At 59.5% G+C, this 14403-nt stretch carries 12 protein-coding genes and 1 tRNA gene; 4 read left to right on the plus strand and 9 right to left on the minus strand.

Annotation, left to right across the window (positions count from 1 at the left end; all coding sequences use genetic code 11):
- The first annotated feature begins 4 nt into the window (after positions 1-4).
- On the plus strand, positions 5-382 hold the full coding sequence (locus C4334_RS02360) for a SaoD/DsrE family protein (RefSeq protein ID WP_352430477.1): 378 nt from the start codon (positions 5-7) through the stop codon (positions 380-382).
- Here the strand turns inward: C4334_RS02360 and hemG are convergent.
- The 7 genes from hemG to C4334_RS02395 all read right to left on the minus strand — a co-directional run bounded on the left by hemG (position 372) and on the right by C4334_RS02395 (position 8965).
- Positions 372-1805, minus strand: coding sequence for a protoporphyrinogen oxidase (gene hemG / locus C4334_RS02365; protein ID WP_352430478.1), 1434 nt, complete (start codon positions 1803-1805; stop codon positions 372-374). The two genes, C4334_RS02360 and hemG, sit on opposite strands and share 11 nt — an antisense overlap.
- Positions 1802-2842 carry a ferrochelatase gene (locus C4334_RS02370; RefSeq protein ID WP_352430479.1) on the minus strand — a complete coding sequence of 347 codons (1041 nt, stop codon included), beginning with the start codon at positions 2840-2842 and terminating at the stop codon, positions 1802-1804. Before C4334_RS02370 ends, hemG begins: the two co-directional genes overlap by 4 nt.
- A gap of 32 nt (positions 2843-2874) precedes the next feature.
- Complete coding sequence (gene hemE / locus C4334_RS02375; RefSeq protein ID WP_352430480.1) at positions 2875-3987, minus strand: uroporphyrinogen decarboxylase; 1113 nt, start codon at positions 3985-3987, stop codon at positions 2875-2877.
- Between the two features lie 335 nt (positions 3988-4322).
- Complete coding sequence (locus C4334_RS02380) at positions 4323-4946, minus strand: SRPBCC family protein (RefSeq protein WP_352430481.1); 624 nt, start codon at positions 4944-4946, stop codon at positions 4323-4325.
- Between the two features lie 102 nt (positions 4947-5048).
- Entirely contained in the window at positions 5049-5918 is an 870-nt protein-coding gene (locus tag C4334_RS02385) for an FAD binding domain-containing protein (RefSeq protein WP_352430482.1), read from the minus strand.
- Between the two features lie 133 nt (positions 5919-6051).
- Positions 6052-8430 carry a glyceraldehyde dehydrogenase subunit alpha gene (cutA, locus tag C4334_RS02390; RefSeq protein WP_352430483.1) on the minus strand — a complete coding sequence of 793 codons (2379 nt, stop codon included), beginning with the start codon at positions 8428-8430 and terminating at the stop codon, positions 6052-6054.
- Positions 8431-8488: 58 nt separating this feature from the next.
- On the minus strand, positions 8489-8965 hold the full coding sequence (locus C4334_RS02395; protein ID WP_352430484.1) for a (2Fe-2S)-binding protein: 477 nt from the start codon (positions 8963-8965) through the stop codon (positions 8489-8491).
- Positions 8966-9654: 689 nt separating this feature from the next.
- On the opposite strand from C4334_RS02395, the gene C4334_RS02400 reads away from it, so the two are divergent.
- Positions 9655-12066: a DUF5916 domain-containing protein gene (locus C4334_RS02400; protein WP_352430485.1), complete on the plus strand. Its 2412-nt coding sequence runs from the start codon at positions 9655-9657 to the stop codon at positions 12064-12066.
- A gap of 161 nt (positions 12067-12227) precedes the next feature.
- On the opposite strand, the gene C4334_RS02405 is transcribed toward C4334_RS02400, so the two are convergent.
- On the minus strand, positions 12228-12677 hold the full coding sequence (locus C4334_RS02405; protein WP_352430486.1) for a Smr/MutS family protein: 450 nt from the start codon (positions 12675-12677) through the stop codon (positions 12228-12230).
- 67 nt (positions 12678-12744) lie between these two features.
- Here C4334_RS02405 and mdh point away from each other — a divergent pair, with 67 nt between their 5' ends.
- Positions 12745-13677 carry a malate dehydrogenase gene (mdh, locus tag C4334_RS02410; protein WP_352430487.1) on the plus strand — a complete coding sequence of 311 codons (933 nt, stop codon included), beginning with the start codon at positions 12745-12747 and terminating at the stop codon, positions 13675-13677.
- Positions 13678-13835: 158 nt separating this feature from the next.
- Positions 13836-13967, plus strand: coding sequence for a hypothetical protein (locus C4334_RS02415; RefSeq protein WP_352430488.1), 132 nt, complete (start codon positions 13836-13838; stop codon positions 13965-13967).
- Positions 13968-14046: 79 nt separating this feature from the next.
- On the opposite strand, the gene C4334_RS02420 is transcribed toward C4334_RS02415, so the two are convergent.
- Positions 14047-14123: transfer RNA gene (locus C4334_RS02420), tRNA-His, on the minus strand.
- Between the last annotated feature and the right edge of the window lie 280 nt (positions 14124-14403).

Consider the following 14403-nt stretch of genomic DNA (forward strand, 5'->3'; position numbering starts at 1 on the left):
TCGAATGAAAGTCGCATACGTTTTCGCCACCAATATGGCCAGCACGCACAAGCTGGCGACCATGATTTTGCCGCAGTTGGAGCAGAACATTCACGGCGCTGAAGTGGTCGGGATGATGTTTTTCGATGACAACATCTTCTGTTTACGGCGGACCGACCCGGTCGGGGAGAGACTAGCGAAAGTGGCTGCGGAGAGGGGGATGCTGCTGATGGTCTGTGACCAGTGTGCCCTTCGGCGTCATCTGGCTGAAGGGGATTTCACGCAATGCGGTCTCGGTCAGGTGAAGCCGAAAGGGTTGGTTGAAGGCGTCGTCGCCGGTTGTTTCCCGCAGTTCTATGCCGCTGTGGCAGTCGATCCGCCGGCGTACGTTATCACTTTGTGACCGGCGCGCATCGTTCCAGATAACGGAAGAGTTTCTCCGCCGCTTGCTGACCGCTGCGAATGGAATCCGGTATGCCGACGCCCCGGTAGGCATTTCCCGCGAGTGCGAGCGATGGGTGCGCTGCGAGGGCCTCTTCGATGCGGGCCAGCCGCGCGAGATGTCCCACCGCGTACTGCGGCATGGAATCGGTCCAACGTTGAACGTGCGCGTCGAGCGGTGGATGCTCAATGCCCATCAACGCGCGCAGATCGTCGCGCACGGCAGCGAGCAACGCCGCGTCATCGAGCGCGAGCGGTTCCGGTTGCAACGCGTTTCCGACAAACGCGCGCAAGAGCGCGCGATCTGCTGGAGCGCGCCCAGGGAATTTAGCACTGCTCCACGTGCAAGCAAAGAGCGCGCGTCGCTCTACTTGCGGGACGACGAAACCAAAGCCGTCAAGCGGGTGCGGGACATCGGCCCGACGAAAGATCAAATTGATCACCGCGGTGGAAGCGTATTCGATCGAAGCGAGTTCGTCGGCTAGGGAGCGATCCACTGGCGCGAGCAGGCGAGCTGCCGCATGAGCCGGAAGCGCCAAGCATAGCGTGTGCGCTCGCAAGCGCTCCTGTTCCGTCTCCACAATCCATTCGTCGCCTTGACGAGCGACGGCGCGAACTCGCGCCCGCAAACGCAGAGCGCCTTGCGGCAAACGGGCAGCGAGCCGTTCGACGAGCGTGCTCATCCCGCTTTTGAAAGAGAGAAAAAGGCCGTACCGCGCTCCGCGCGCGTCTTGTTCGTGGCGATGTGCGCGGCGTAGTCCGAGGATGACGCTGCGGTGACGTTCCTCCAGTTCGAGGAAGCGCGGTACGGTGGCGCGTAGGCTTAAACGTTCAGGATCGGCACCGTAGATTCCGGCCACCATCGGTTGCGCGATGCGGTGCAACGCTTGTTCGCCGAAGCGGCGGCGGACAAAGGAGGCGAGGCTTTCATCCGCTCGGACGTTGCCGCGCGGTCGAACGAGATCGCATAACATGCGCGCTTTGCCGGTCCAGCCGATTATCTCCGATGCGATGAAAGGCCACAGGCGCGATGGCGCAAGAAGATGAAAGCCAGCAGGCAAAGGGCGAAGCTTGCCGTCACGGACGATGAAGCTGCGGCGGTGGGCGTGATGGGTCGGAAGCAGTTGATCTTCGAGTTCCAAGCGTTGTGCCAGTTCGAGCGCTTCCGGCTTGTCCGTGATGAAAGCGTCCGGTCCGGTCTCGATGACGAGAGAATCGCGACGAACCGTCTGAATGAGACCGCCGAGTCGCGCTTCGGCTTCGAGCAGCGCGAACCGCAGGGCAACTCTGCGTTCCGCTGCGCTCTGCGCGAAACTGTAGGCCGCCGCGAGACCGGCGATTCCGCCGCCGATGACAATGCAATGGAGTTCGTTTCTTCCCGTCATCGCGCAATGGGCGCGACGCGCTGCTCCGCTGGCCTGCTTGCAAGACAACAGGTCGCTGGGCAGAAATCGTGATTCGGCCCGCGCTCTCCCAACGCGCGTCGCGGATGGCTCGGGTCAAGCCTTTCCATGATGAGTTCGCGGATCATCCGGATAAAGGCCGGATGCGTCCCTACGGTGCGCGCGCGCACCATGTTCAATCCGAGCTCATCGGCGACAGCGCGCGCTTCCGTGTCGAGATCGTAGAGTATCTCCATGTGGTCCGAAATGAAGCCGATCGGAGCGATGACGACATCCGTTTTGCCGACCTCTTTCAGTTCACGAAGGTGATCGCAAACGTCCGGTTCGAGCCATTTTTGCGTCGGCGGTCCGCTGCGGCTCTGATAGACCAAGCGCCAATCGGCATGGTTCAAACTTCCGGCGACGAGTCGGCACGTCTCAAGCAACTGCGCTTCGTAATCGCAGCATTCGGCCATCGACATGGGGATGCTATGTGCCGTGAAGGTCAAAGCGGCAGCCGAGCGGCGCTCTTCGGCGATCTGATTCAGCGCTTCGCGCACGCGATCGACATTCGCCGCGATGAAATCGGGATGGTTGTAAAAGACTCGGATCTTGTCTATGCGCGGCGCCTCCGGCCCGACTTCCAACTGCGCTTGTTGAATGTTTTCGCGGTACTGACGGCAGCCAGAATAAGAACTGTAAGCCGAGGTGACAAAAGCGAGGGCACGGCGCACGCCGTCGCGCGCCATTTGGCGTAGCGTGTCGGGGAGCAATGGATGCCAGTTGCGATTGCCCCAATAGATGGGCAGCCTCAGCCCGTGCGCGTCCAATTCTCGGCGCAGCGCGGCGATGAGTTCGCGGTTTTGCTGATTGATGGGGCTGACGCCACCAAACATCTCGTAATGGTGCGCCACCTCGCGCTTGCGCTCTTCGGGGACGTTTCGCCCACGGAGCACGTTGTCGAGGAAAGGCATCACCTCGTCCATGCCCTCCGGACCACCGAATGAGACGACCAAAAGAGCATCATAAGCTTGATTCATAAATGCCTCCAAACAGATTTGTTTCGCCAATGTCATTCGGGGGCGCTCATGCGCGTCCCAATATCGCGCGGGCGCGAAGAGGAGATCTCATGAACGGCTTCCACCAACGCGATGACGTTTTGCATCGGCGTTTGCGGCAGAATGCCGTGTCCGAGATTGAAGATGTGGCCAGCGCGTCCTTGCGCCTGATCGAGGATCGCGCCCGCTTCTTGACGCACCAAGGCGAGATCGGCAAAGAGCGTCGTCGGATCCAAGTTGCCCATGATGGCGCGTTCGCCGATCCTCGGCCACGCTTGGTCGAGACGGATGCGCCAGTCGATGCCGATCACGTCACCGCCCGCTTCGCTCAGCGCCTCGAGCAGTCCGGCGGTGCCCGTTCCAAAGTGGATCACCGGCGTGCCGGGCGTTATCTGTTCGATGACGGCTCGCGTGTGTGGGAGGACGTAGCGGCGATAATCGTCGGGGCCGAGGGCGCCGACCCACGAATCGAAGAGCTGGACGGCCTGCGCGCCAGCTTTGATCTGCGCGTTCAAATAGCGCGCGAGCGCGCGCGCCAAGCGCGACATCAATTCGTGCCATGCGCCGTGATCGGTACGCATGAGCGTTTTGGTGTGAATGAAGTTGCGTGAAGCTCCGCCTTCGATCAAGTACGAGGCGAGCGTGAAGGGGGCGCCAGCGAAGCCGATCAGCGGAATGTGGTTCGGCAGCGCGCGGCGCGCAAGTTCGACAGCGCGGAAGACGTAATCGAGCGGTTCGACGGTTGAAAGTTCTCGCACCCGCTCGACGTCGCGGCCGGTCCTGATAGGATGATGGATGACTGGCCCATCGCCTTTGGTGTATTCGAGGGCAAAGCCGAGCGGTTCGACGATCAGCAACAAGTCAGCGAAGATGATCGCTGCGTCGACGCCCAATCTCTTCACCGCCATGACGGTCACTTCGGCGGCTAGTTCCGACCGTTTACAGAGGTCGAGAAACGGCACTCGTTCGCGTAAGCTTCTGTATTCGGGCATGTAGCGTCCGGCTTGGCGCATCAGCCAGATCGGCGTGTAGGACGTCGGTTCACGCCGACAGGCACGCATGAACGGACTGCTTTGCAGCGGGTCCATCTGCGCGGAAGGCTTTAACCCGTCGAAATCGCGCTCCATCGCAGAGGGTTGTTTGGCTTGTGGTCTTTCGTTCACGAAAAGATTATAGCGGAAGTCTTCACGTCACTCACGTTCAGAATCAACGCCATTCCGACTGCGAATCGGATCGTTGGCCTTTAGGCCATCATATCGGTTTCATGTGCGGCTGCGATGCTGAGGTTTGCGTCTTGTGTGCGGCGAACGGTCTCCACGCTTCATGAGGGCTTTCCTCCTCTAGCTTTCGCTCGCGCTATCGGATGAGGACCCAAAGGCATGTCGCCATAGCTGCTTCGTCTGCGGCGAGCTTGGCTTTCGCTCGCCCTATCAGATGAGGGGCTGATTCTGCGGGGGCGCGTTCAATCCTTGAGAGATCGTGATCGAAGATCGCGTTTCGGGAAAAGCAGTTTGTCGAAGATTCGTCGAATGCGCCCTGAGATCCACCTCAGGGCGGTGCGAAAAAAGCCGTGTTTGGGAGGCGTTGTGCCTTCTCGCGTTTGCGCTTCCGCTTCCAAGGCGGTGAAAAATTGCGTGGCCATCATCTTCGCCGCGCTTTGGATCATTCTCTGTCCGACGCTGGCGAGCGTGCCGCCGACCTGTACGTCGCCTGCGTAGCGGATCAGAGTGGTCCCATCGTTTTGTTCTTCGAGATTCAAGTCGCCTGCGCCTTTCAAAAAGCCGGGCTGACCTCGACCTTCGACCACGATGTGGTAATGCTCGGGCGCGCGGACATCTTCGAGCCGGACGTTGCCGGTGAACACCCCTTTGATTGAACCGACGCCCGCTTTCAAAGTGGTCGAGAAGGCGTTTTCGCCGATCTTGTCAAGCCGCTCGCAACCCGGCAGACACCTTTGCAGGACCGCCGGATCGGTCAACGCTTGAAAGATGCGTTCACGCCGTGCGCGAAGGGAGTGTGTGCCCTCGATCCTCATAAGAACCGTTGAAAGATTCAGGACGGCGAGCGGCGGTGAACGTGAGCTCATCAAAATCGAGAAGCGGACGTTCAACGTCTCGCCGCGCGAAAACAGAAGGTAGCAATGGGAAGCGCCCGCTTCGTCCGTGCGACGTTTTAGAGGCGCACCTCTTCATCCTTTGCTTCTTGCGAGCGCCGCTTCGATGGCGCGGCGCACGTAGATTGTGGCTAGGTGTCGGCGATATTCCGCCGAAGCGTAAAGATCGCTGTTCGCGTCGATTCCATCAACAGCGTGTGAAGCCGCATCTTTGATCGTTTGTTCGTCGAGCGCTCTGCCTTTCAGGGCGTCTTCGACGGCGCTTGCGCGGTAGGCTTTCGGGCCCACACCTGTGATGCCGACGCTGATCGCTTGACAGGAGTCATCGGCACCGCGCGTGAGACTGACGCCGACGCCGACAACAGCAAAGCCCGAAGCCGGTTGAGCCGCTTTCAAGTAGGCTTGACCGGTTCGTCCCGGCGGCACGGGGATGCGGATCTCGCGCAAGACTTCGGCCTGCTTGAGCGCCGTTGTGAAGATGTCGATGAAGAATTCATCGGCGCGGATCGCACGTTCGCCGCTGGCGCTCGTTGCGACCAGCACAGCATTAAGCGCGATGATCGCCGCTGGCCAGTCTGCCGCCGGATCAGCATGCGCGAGGCTTCCGCCGATCGTCCCTTTGTTTCGCACTTGGGGATCGCCGATCGCTGCGGCGCATTCGGGCAGCAAAGGGCAGATGGCGCGCAATCGCGCTGAAGATTCGATCTCATAGTGCGTCGTCATCGCGCCGATGCGAATCTCCCCATCCTCTTCGCGGATGTAAGACAGATCTTTGATGCGCCCGAGGTCGATGAGCATGGCGGGTTGTGCCAAACGCAGCTTCATCGCCGGAATCAAACTGTGCCCTCCGGCGAGGATCTTCGCTTCGTCCCCGTGTTGCGAAAGAAGCGATAACGCTTCATCCAAAGTCGTTGGAGCGAAGTAATCGAATGGCGCTGGGATCATATGTTCCTCCTTCGATTCCGCCGCTGCGATGCTCCCCTTGCGCTCTCTTCGCTGAAGGCGACGGATCTAGATGCACGGGTCAGACCATGTAGAGGCCCGATCGCGCAAGCGTGGGATTGAAGATCAATTCGTCTCACCGTCGAACGATGCGCCAGATCGTTTCCGGCTTGATCGGCATATCCAAGTGACGGATGCCGAAGGGCGCAAGCGCGTCGACGATAGCATTGACGATGGCTGGCGTCGCGCCGATGGTCCCGGCTTCGCCAACGCCCTTGATGCCCAAGGGATTGACGTCCGTCGGCGTTTCCGTGCGATCAAGCTCTAGGCGCGGAACCATGCGCGCGCGCGGCACGGCATAGTCCATCAAAGTGCCCGTGACGATTTGCCCTTGTTCGTCGTAGACGACCTCTTCATAAAGGGCTTGTCCGATCGACTGCGCGATGCCGCCTTGGATCTGACCTTCAACGAGCATGGGGTTGATCACTTTGCCGCAATCATCAACGGCGACGTAGCGCAAGAACTTCACTTCGCCCGTTTCGCGATCGATCTCGACGGCGACGATATGCGTGCCGAACGGGAAGGTGAAGTTCTTCGGCTCGAAGAAGTAAGTGGCTGAAAGGCCCGGTTCCATATCTGGCGGCAGGTCTTTGGCCAAATGCGCGGCGAGCGCGATGTCCTTCAACGTCAAACTCCGCTTACCGTTGGTTTTCGGCTCCGGCAAGCTTGTGGCGGGCGCTTCTCCAACTGCCGCCGCCGTGGTGCGTTTCGCCTCTTGAACCGAAAAGCGGCCTTCGCTGAATGTCAGTTGCGAAGCATCTGCGCCGAGCAGATGCGCCGCAATGCGATTGAGCTTCTCTTTCAGCTTCTCGACCGCTTTGAGGACGGCTGTTCCTCCGACGGCGGTGGCGCGACTGCCGAAGGTTCCGATGCCGTATTGCACGATCGAAGTATCGCCGTGAATGACCGCGACATCGTTTATATCGACGCCCAGTTCGTCGGCGACGATCTGCGCGAAGCTCGTCTCTTGTCCTTGACCGTGCGGCGAGACGCCTGTCAGAACCGTCACTTTGCCCGTCGGTTCGATCCTAACGGTCGCGCTCTCCCAGCCGCCAGCGGGCATCGCTTGCGATGGGCCGAGCGCGCAGATCTCGACGTAGGACGAAACGCCGATGCCGATGAGCCTGCCTTCGTCGCGCGCGCGGCGTTGCTCTTCGCGCAATTTCGCGTAGTCCGAAATCTTCAGCGCTTTATCGAGCGCTGCCTCGTAGTCGCCGCTATCGTAGAACAGCCCAGTCGCCGTCTTGAATGGAAACTCTTCCGGGCGCGGGAAGTTCTTGCGACGCACCGCAATCGGATCGAGGCCCAACTCGGCGGCGACCAAATCCATCGCGCGTTCAACGACATAGGTCGCTTCGGGCCGGCCTGCACCGCGGTAAGCATCGGTCGCCATCTTGTTGGTGAAGACGCCGGTGACATTGATCTGAATGGCGGGGATTTTGTAGCTGCCCGACAACATCAGGCCCGTCAAGGTCGGGATCGCGGGCGTCAACAGTTGAAGATAAGCGCCGAGGTCGGCGATGACGTTGTAACGAAGGCCCGTCACTGTGCCATCGTTTTTACAACCGATCTCGATCTCGCCGACTTGACCGCGCCCGTGAATCGTCGCCTGAAGATTCTCGCGCCGCGTTTCGATCCATTTGACGGGGTTGCCGAGTCGCCTCGAGATCCAACCGAGCAGCGCTTCTTCGCCATAGACGTTCAACTTCGAGCCGAATCCGCCGCCTACCTCCGGTGCGATCACGCGCAGCTTGTTTTCGGGGATGCCGAGCATGATGGCGAGCTGCGTTCGAAGAAGGTGTGGGATTTGGGTTGAAGACCAGATGGTCAGCTCTTCTTCGCCCGGAAGATATCGGGCCAGCACGCCGCGCGGCTCCAGCGCTACTGGCGCAAGGCGTTGGTTGACGATGCGCTGACGAATGACGCGATCGGCTGAGGCGAGCGCTGCATCGATGTCGCCTTCGCCCGCTGTGAGCCGATAAGCGATGTTATCGCCGAACTGTTCGTGGATGACAGGACTTGTCGGCTTCGCCGCCTCTTCCGCATCGACCACCGCTGGAAGCTCTTCGTAATCGACCGCAATGAGGTCAACGGCATCGCGCGCCGCATACGGGTCGGTTGCGACGACGGCGGCGATGGGATGGCCGACGAAATAGACCTTGCCTCGCGCCAGCGGACGATGGTCCGGCACCTTCAATCCTTCGAGCGCGCTCGCGCAAGGCACTGGTCCGATCTGTTCGCCGACATCCTCGCCGGTGAAAACAGCGACGACGCCCGGAGCCTTGGCCGCTTCGCTCGTGTCGAGCCGCGCAATGCGCGCATGCGCGTAGATCGAACGCAAGAAGGCGACATGAAGGGTGTCCGGCAGCTTGATGTCATCGACGTAGTGGGCCAACCCCTTAATTAAGCGCGGATCTTCCGTGCGTTTGATTCTCCGTCCGATGTACTTAGCCATAACGCCTCCTCAAGGAGCAAGAACCTTCGCCGATTTCGGTCGGTTCTCGCCATCGCCGTCATTTCCGCTCCCTCATCTTTTGCGCGGCGTACTGCACGGCTTCGACGATATGCTGATAACCGGTGCAACGGCACAGATTTCCCTCCAGCCCGTGTCGGATCTCATCTTCGGTCGGGCTGGGGTTGCGCGCGAGCAGTTGCGCTGCGGCGATGATCATCCCGGGCGTGCAATACCCGCACTGCAGAGCGTGATGTTCCCAGAAGCCTTCTTGCACAGGATGGAGTTCGCCGTTGCGCGCGAGCCCTTCAATGGTCGTCACTTCGGCGCCATCGGCTTGCACGGCGAACACGGTGCACGATTTGACCGCTTGGCCGTTCAAGAGGACAGTACACGCACCGCAAGTTGAAGTGTCACAGCCGATGTGCGTGCCCGTCAGCCCCAGGATATCGCGCAAGTAGTGAACGAGCAGCAAGCGTGGTTCGATTTGATGGCTGCGTTCCACGCCGTTGACTCTTAGGCGGACGGTGGTCTTCATAGCGTTGCCTCGCTTTCTTCGCAGAGCAAGCCGCGAACCCGGTTGGGAGTTAAGACGCGCCTCGAAGCGGAAGCTTGACTCGAAGCGAGTTTTATGCCAAACGGCGAGAGAAAGTCAATAGCCGTTCGATCGAGATCAACGGCGCGAGTTTGCTTTTCAAGTTGGGCTCCTCATGGCGGGCGGACGCGCTGAGGCGTCTGCTTTCGCGCAAAGTCTACCTAGACTAAGCCGCGCGGCTTCGCGCCGTCAAGCTTTCGACCGAAATCAAAGGGAACACCATCAACGCGCGCGTCGTAAAAGATAATGGCGCGCTCGACGGCGGCGCTTCTCTGAAGCTGTTCGTGGCGCGCCGGGCGAACCTAAAGCTTGAGACGGGCAACGGCGACGTGCGTGTCATCGGCATCCGCGATACTTGCGGCGGATGACGGCGAGTTTGAGTCGTCAAGGAGAGCTTCAGGCGCCCACCGGCAATGTGCGCATCGCGGTCCATCGCTTTGTCGGCGAAGCCGTGGTGCACATGAGCGCGTCTTCCTGCATCCGTGGTCGTGCGAAATAGGCTTGATAGCGTAACGTTCTGAGGATTGCAGGGGCTCGCGTGACGGAAGGTTGCTCTTCAGGGTGATTCATCAGCCATGGCCGCGATTTTGTCGGCTGTTCTTCGATATTTTTCGTCCAAATCGAACATCGCCATGATCCATTTGCGAAGGGGCCGTTTCGTATTGCTTTGCTTCGCGCTCGCTGCGGCGATTGCGTCGAGCGCGCATCGAGTTGCAAGTGGTGGGCAGATCCCGTCACCGGAAAAAGCGAATCCCGTCCGCATCCCGCGTTTCGCTCATCCGCCAAAGATTGATGGGCGTCTCGACGATGAGGTTTGGAAGGAGGCGGCGACCTTCAAGGATTTTCAGCAGATCAGACCGAGCGATGCTGCCCCGTCATCCAAGCCGACCGTAGTCTACATGGGTTACGACGCTCACAATCTTTACATAGCGTTTCACGCTGTCGATGATCCGCAGCAGGTGCGCGCGACGATCGCCAGGCGCGACGCGATCTTCGACGATGACATCGTTGGCGTCTATCTCGATACGTTCAACGACCGACGCCGCGCCTATATGATTTTCTTCAATCCGTTCGGGGTACAGGCCGATGGCATGTTCACCGAAGGGAGGGGAGAAGATTTCAGCGTCGACATCGTGATGGAGTCCAAAGGCACGCTGACCGATGATGGCTACGTCGTCGAGGTTGCCCTGCCGTTCAAATCGCTTCGTTACGAGGCGGGTCGCGGCAAAGCTTGGGGCATACACCTCTTTCGCAAGATCAAGCACTTCAACGACGAAATCGATTCATGGATGCCCATTCCGCGTGGAGCGTCTGGTTTGTTGAATTTTGCCGGTCAGATCACGGGCTTGGAAGGCATCGCGTCCGAAAAGAACTTGGAGTTGATCTCGGGAGTGACGATCTCGGAGACGGGTCGGCGCGCGCTCTCTTTGCCCAGCACGTCTGATCCGGGACGCCTCGTCAACGGGCCATTGAAGTTCGCGCCAGAATTGAACGTCAAACTCGGTCTCGCTTCAAATCTCACGGTCGATCTTGCGCTCAACCCAGATTTTGCGCAGATCGAGGCCGATCAACCGGTGATCACGGCCAACCAGCGTTTCCCGATCTTCTTTGAAGAGAAGCGTCCATTCTTTCTCGAAGGCATCGATATTTTCCAAACCCCCCTGCAAGCAGTTAACACGCGGGCCATCGTCGATCCTGACGTGGCCGTCAAATTCACGGGCAAGCGGGGACGCAACGTCTTCGGGTTGCTCGCCGCCGCCGACAGCGCGCCGGGCAACTACAGCGAAGAGGAACGGAACGATCCGACGCTGTTGCCGCAGATTCAGAAGTTCATCGGCAAGAAAGCGCTCGTTGGCGTCGCGAGATTGCGACGCGACGTCGGACGCGAAAATAGCCTCGGTTTGATCGCTACCACCTACAATTTCGTCGAGAGGCATAATCACGTCGGTGGATTCGACGGGCGCTTCCGCCTGAATAGGCAGACGACCTTCGATTTTCAACTGCTCGGAACCAGATCGCGCCGCTTCTTCTTCGATCCCGACCAAGGAAAGAACGCGTTTCGGACGGGAAACGGATTCGGCTATTACTTCATGTTGGATCGTCCGGGGAGGCATTGGAACTGGAACTACTACGGTTCGGGCAGAACGCACGATTATCGCGCTGATGTCGGTTTCACGCGCCGCACAGATACAAACCTCCAGAGCTTTTTCGTGCGATACGATTCCGCGCCGCGTCCAAAAGCGTGGTTCGTTTCGTGGCACTTGAGGCAATCCGCCAGAGCGCAGTTCGATTGGCGCGGGCGGTTGCAGAACTGGTCCAGCGAGCCGCAAGTGAAATTCAGGCTTCAGCGTCAAACGGTGATCGGTGGTGGCGTAAGCTTAGGTTACGAAAGACTCTTCGAAGAAGAGTTCGGTCCGAAGCGTGCTCCGGGAAGAGCGGGCGCTTTTGCCGGCGTCGATCCTGAACGCTCGGCTTACTACCGGGCCGTATACGGATTTTGGGAGACAACGCCGAGCAAGAGGTATTCGCTCTCAGGGGACATCGGCTACTCGGTGGGCGAATTTGACTACGACTTCGGTGCGGGTCCGCGATTCCCTCGCGTCAGTCCTGCTGCGCTGCACTCCCCGGACGCTCCCCTTGATCCTGGACCGGGGCGGTCGCTGCGCATGGAATCGAGGTTCATTTATCAGCCCACAGCGTCGTTGCGCGCTTCGCTCAATTACGAGAGGAGTCGGCTCGTGCGTGAGGACACGGGACGCACGGCTTTTGATGACAATATCTTTTCGTTGCGCATCGCGTATCAGTTGACGCGCTTCTCTTTCTTGCGGGCGCGCGTCGATTACGCCACCCTGAACGCCAGGGTGCGCAATCAATTCCTGTTCGGCTGGACGCCGCGCCCGGGAACTGCCCTCTATATCGGCTACGACGACGACGTGCGCTACAACGGCTTCAATCCTTTTACGGGGAAGTTAGAGCCCGGATTTCAACGCGACAGACGCACCTTCTTCATCAAGATCTCTCGTTTGTTCCGACGCTCTCTTTGAGCGAAGACCTGAGCGCAGGAAGAGAGGTTCAAGCGAAGCGCATCCAGAGTTCACGGAGGCGTGATGCTATGAGAGCAAAGATGCGTTCCGTTGGGCGTCCGTAGTGCGAGAACCGACGGACGTGCGCCCACGATCTACATTCCCCTTCGCAAACGAGCGGGTCAGGGCGCGTCTGTCTGCCGAAAGTAAACGACCGTGGCGCCCCAACCTCCAGCGTCGGGCGGCGCATCGGTCCAAGCGGCGACAAAGGGCGTGCGCGATAGCACCTTATGAACCATGGCTCGTTGCACGCCTTGTCCTTTGCCGTGGATGATGCGGACCGAACGGAAGCCTCGTTCGTAAGCCTCGTGCAAGTAAGCTTCCACTGCCAAGCGCGCCTCGCGCGGCTGAACCGTGTGCAGATCGAAGATATCACCGATTTCCAGCGCGAACGGTTCTGGGAAGGGCACGGTCGCTTCTTCGTCTGAGGCCATTTGGGCGGCGGCGGTTTCGGCGAAAGACCCGTCGGACGGGAGGGCAGCGATATCGTCTGGAGCGGGCTGCATAAAGCGCAAACGAAATCCTCGCCGCGCGCGTCGCAAAAGGCCGATGAGCAGCGTCGGTTTGAACATCGCGCCGAGTTCTGCTATTTGATGAACGTACGGTCGATTCAAATACGAGAAAGGAATATATGACCTTATGGCCAGAAGATACAAGATCACAGTCGTTGGAGCAGGCAACGTCGGCGCGACTTGCGCCCATTGGCTTGCGAGCAAAGAGCTGGGCGATGTCGTGCTGGTTGACATCGTTGAAGGCGTGCCGCAGGGAAAGGCGTTGGATCTAGCCCAAGCTGCTCCCATCGAAGGTTATGATGTAAAGCTCGTCGGGACCAACGGCTACGATGAGACGCGCGCATCGGACATCGTCATCATCACGGCTGGATTGCCGCGCAAACCCGGGATGAGCCGCGACGATCTGTTGAAGACCAACGCCGAGATCGTCTCGCAGGTGGTTGATGAGGCAGTTAAGCGTTCGCCCGACGCGATTCTGGTCGTCATCTCCAATCCGCTCGATGCGATGTGTCAGGTGGCGTTGCGTCGCTCTGGTTTTCCGAAGCAAAGGGTGATCGGCATGGCTGGCGTGCTTGATTCAGCACGCATGCGCGCCTTCATCGCCGAGGCATTGGACGTGTCCGTAGAGAACGTAACGGCCTTTGTGCTCGGCGGTCACGGCGACACCATGGTCCCGCTGCCGCGCTATTCGACGGTCGCCGGCATCCCCATCACCGAACTCCTGCCGAAAGAGAAGATCGATCAAATCGTCAAGCGAACGGCCAACGGCGGCGCGGAGATCGTTTCATTGCTCAAGACGGGATCAGCCTATTACGCGCCATCAGCGGCGGCGGTCGAGATGGTCGAATCTATCTTGAAAGATAAGAAGAAAATACTACCCTGTTCGGTCTACCTCGAAGGCGAATACGGCATCAACGGACTGTTCGTCGGCGTGCCCGTCAAACTCGGCGCGCGCGGCATCGAGCAGATCATCGAGATCAACTTGACGACCGAAGAGCGGATCGCGCTCCAAAAGAGCGCCGCAGCGGTGCAAGAGCTGGTGAAGGTGCTCGGTCTCTAGCGGACGCTCGATTCGGCGAAGCGTGATCTAAAAAGCGCGGCGCAAGAGTTAGTGGAGGTGCTCGGTCTGTGGCGCGGCGGTTCGCACGAGCAGCGCCAAAACTTTGCCGCGCAGGAGGCGTGTCCTCGATCTGTATCGGCTTGGAGGGCGGTCGGAGCATGCCGCTTGCTTCCGGCTGCCCGTCAAAAGTCTCAGGCCAGCGCGCGGTCGCTGGATTGATCCGCTATGCCGCTTATCTGCGCCGTTCGCGCGCTGCTGGTCCGACGACCGCAGCTCACCGTCAGCCATAATAAACCTAAAAGAATAAGCTCATGGCGCATCGTTTGATCGAGCCGGAAGGAGGCTTTTCTGCGTTGGGGTTGATGGGATTGGGGCGGCTAGCGGGACTCGAACCCGCGACCTCTTGATCCACAGTCAAGCGTTCTAACCAGCTGAACTATAGCCGCCAGAACTTTCCATACTCTGCGAAATAGTACTCGATCTTAGGTTAAGATGACAAGCCTGCTCGCGTGATCTCAGCATTTTGCGGACGCTCGCGAATGTCGCGTTGCGTGTTTAAACTGCTCAAGGAGCCTCTTTTCGAGCGGTTCGAGGAGCATCGCGTCGCCAGCCCGCAATCGCGTGGTGAGGGATTCGCTCGGCTACGCTAAAAGGACCGCCAAGGTTGATTTGCCAAGGCTGAGCAGCACTTAAGAAGGCCGCCAAGTCCAAACTTGTGATGGGCGC

The sequence above is a fragment of the Pyrinomonas sp. genome, from assembly GCF_040289685.1.
Lineage (GTDB): Bacteria > Acidobacteriota > Blastocatellia > Pyrinomonadales > Pyrinomonadaceae > Pyrinomonas.

Excerpts from the sequence above, each read along its gene's own strand:
- C4334_RS02360 (WP_352430477.1), top strand. The coding sequence starts at position 5 with ATGAAAGTCGCATACGTTTTCGCCACCAATATGGCCAGCACGCACAAG.
- hemG (WP_352430478.1), bottom strand. The coding sequence starts at position 1,805 with ATGACGGGAAGAAACGAACTCCATTGCATTGTCATCGGCGGCGGAATC.
- C4334_RS02370 (WP_352430479.1), bottom strand. The coding sequence starts at position 2,842 with ATGAATCAAGCTTATGATGCTCTTTTGGTCGTCTCATTCGGTGGTCCG.
- hemE (WP_352430480.1), bottom strand. The coding sequence starts at position 3,987 with ATGGAGCGCGATTTCGACGGGTTAAAGCCTTCCGCGCAGATGGACCCG.
- C4334_RS02380 (WP_352430481.1), bottom strand. The coding sequence starts at position 4,946 with ATGAGCTCACGTTCACCGCCGCTCGCCGTCCTGAATCTTTCAACGGTT.
- C4334_RS02385 (WP_352430482.1), bottom strand. The coding sequence starts at position 5,918 with ATGATCCCAGCGCCATTCGATTACTTCGCTCCAACGACTTTGGATGAA.
- cutA (WP_352430483.1), bottom strand. The coding sequence starts at position 8,430 with ATGGCTAAGTACATCGGACGGAGAATCAAACGCACGGAAGATCCGCGC.
- C4334_RS02395 (WP_352430484.1), bottom strand. The coding sequence starts at position 8,965 with ATGAAGACCACCGTCCGCCTAAGAGTCAACGGCGTGGAACGCAGCCAT.
- C4334_RS02400 (WP_352430485.1), top strand. The coding sequence starts at position 9,655 with ATGATCCATTTGCGAAGGGGCCGTTTCGTATTGCTTTGCTTCGCGCTC.
- C4334_RS02405 (WP_352430486.1), bottom strand. The coding sequence starts at position 12,677 with ATGTTCAAACCGACGCTGCTCATCGGCCTTTTGCGACGCGCGCGGCGA.
- mdh (WP_352430487.1), top strand. The coding sequence starts at position 12,745 with ATGGCCAGAAGATACAAGATCACAGTCGTTGGAGCAGGCAACGTCGGC.
- C4334_RS02415 (WP_352430488.1), top strand. The coding sequence starts at position 13,836 with ATGCCGCTTGCTTCCGGCTGCCCGTCAAAAGTCTCAGGCCAGCGCGCG.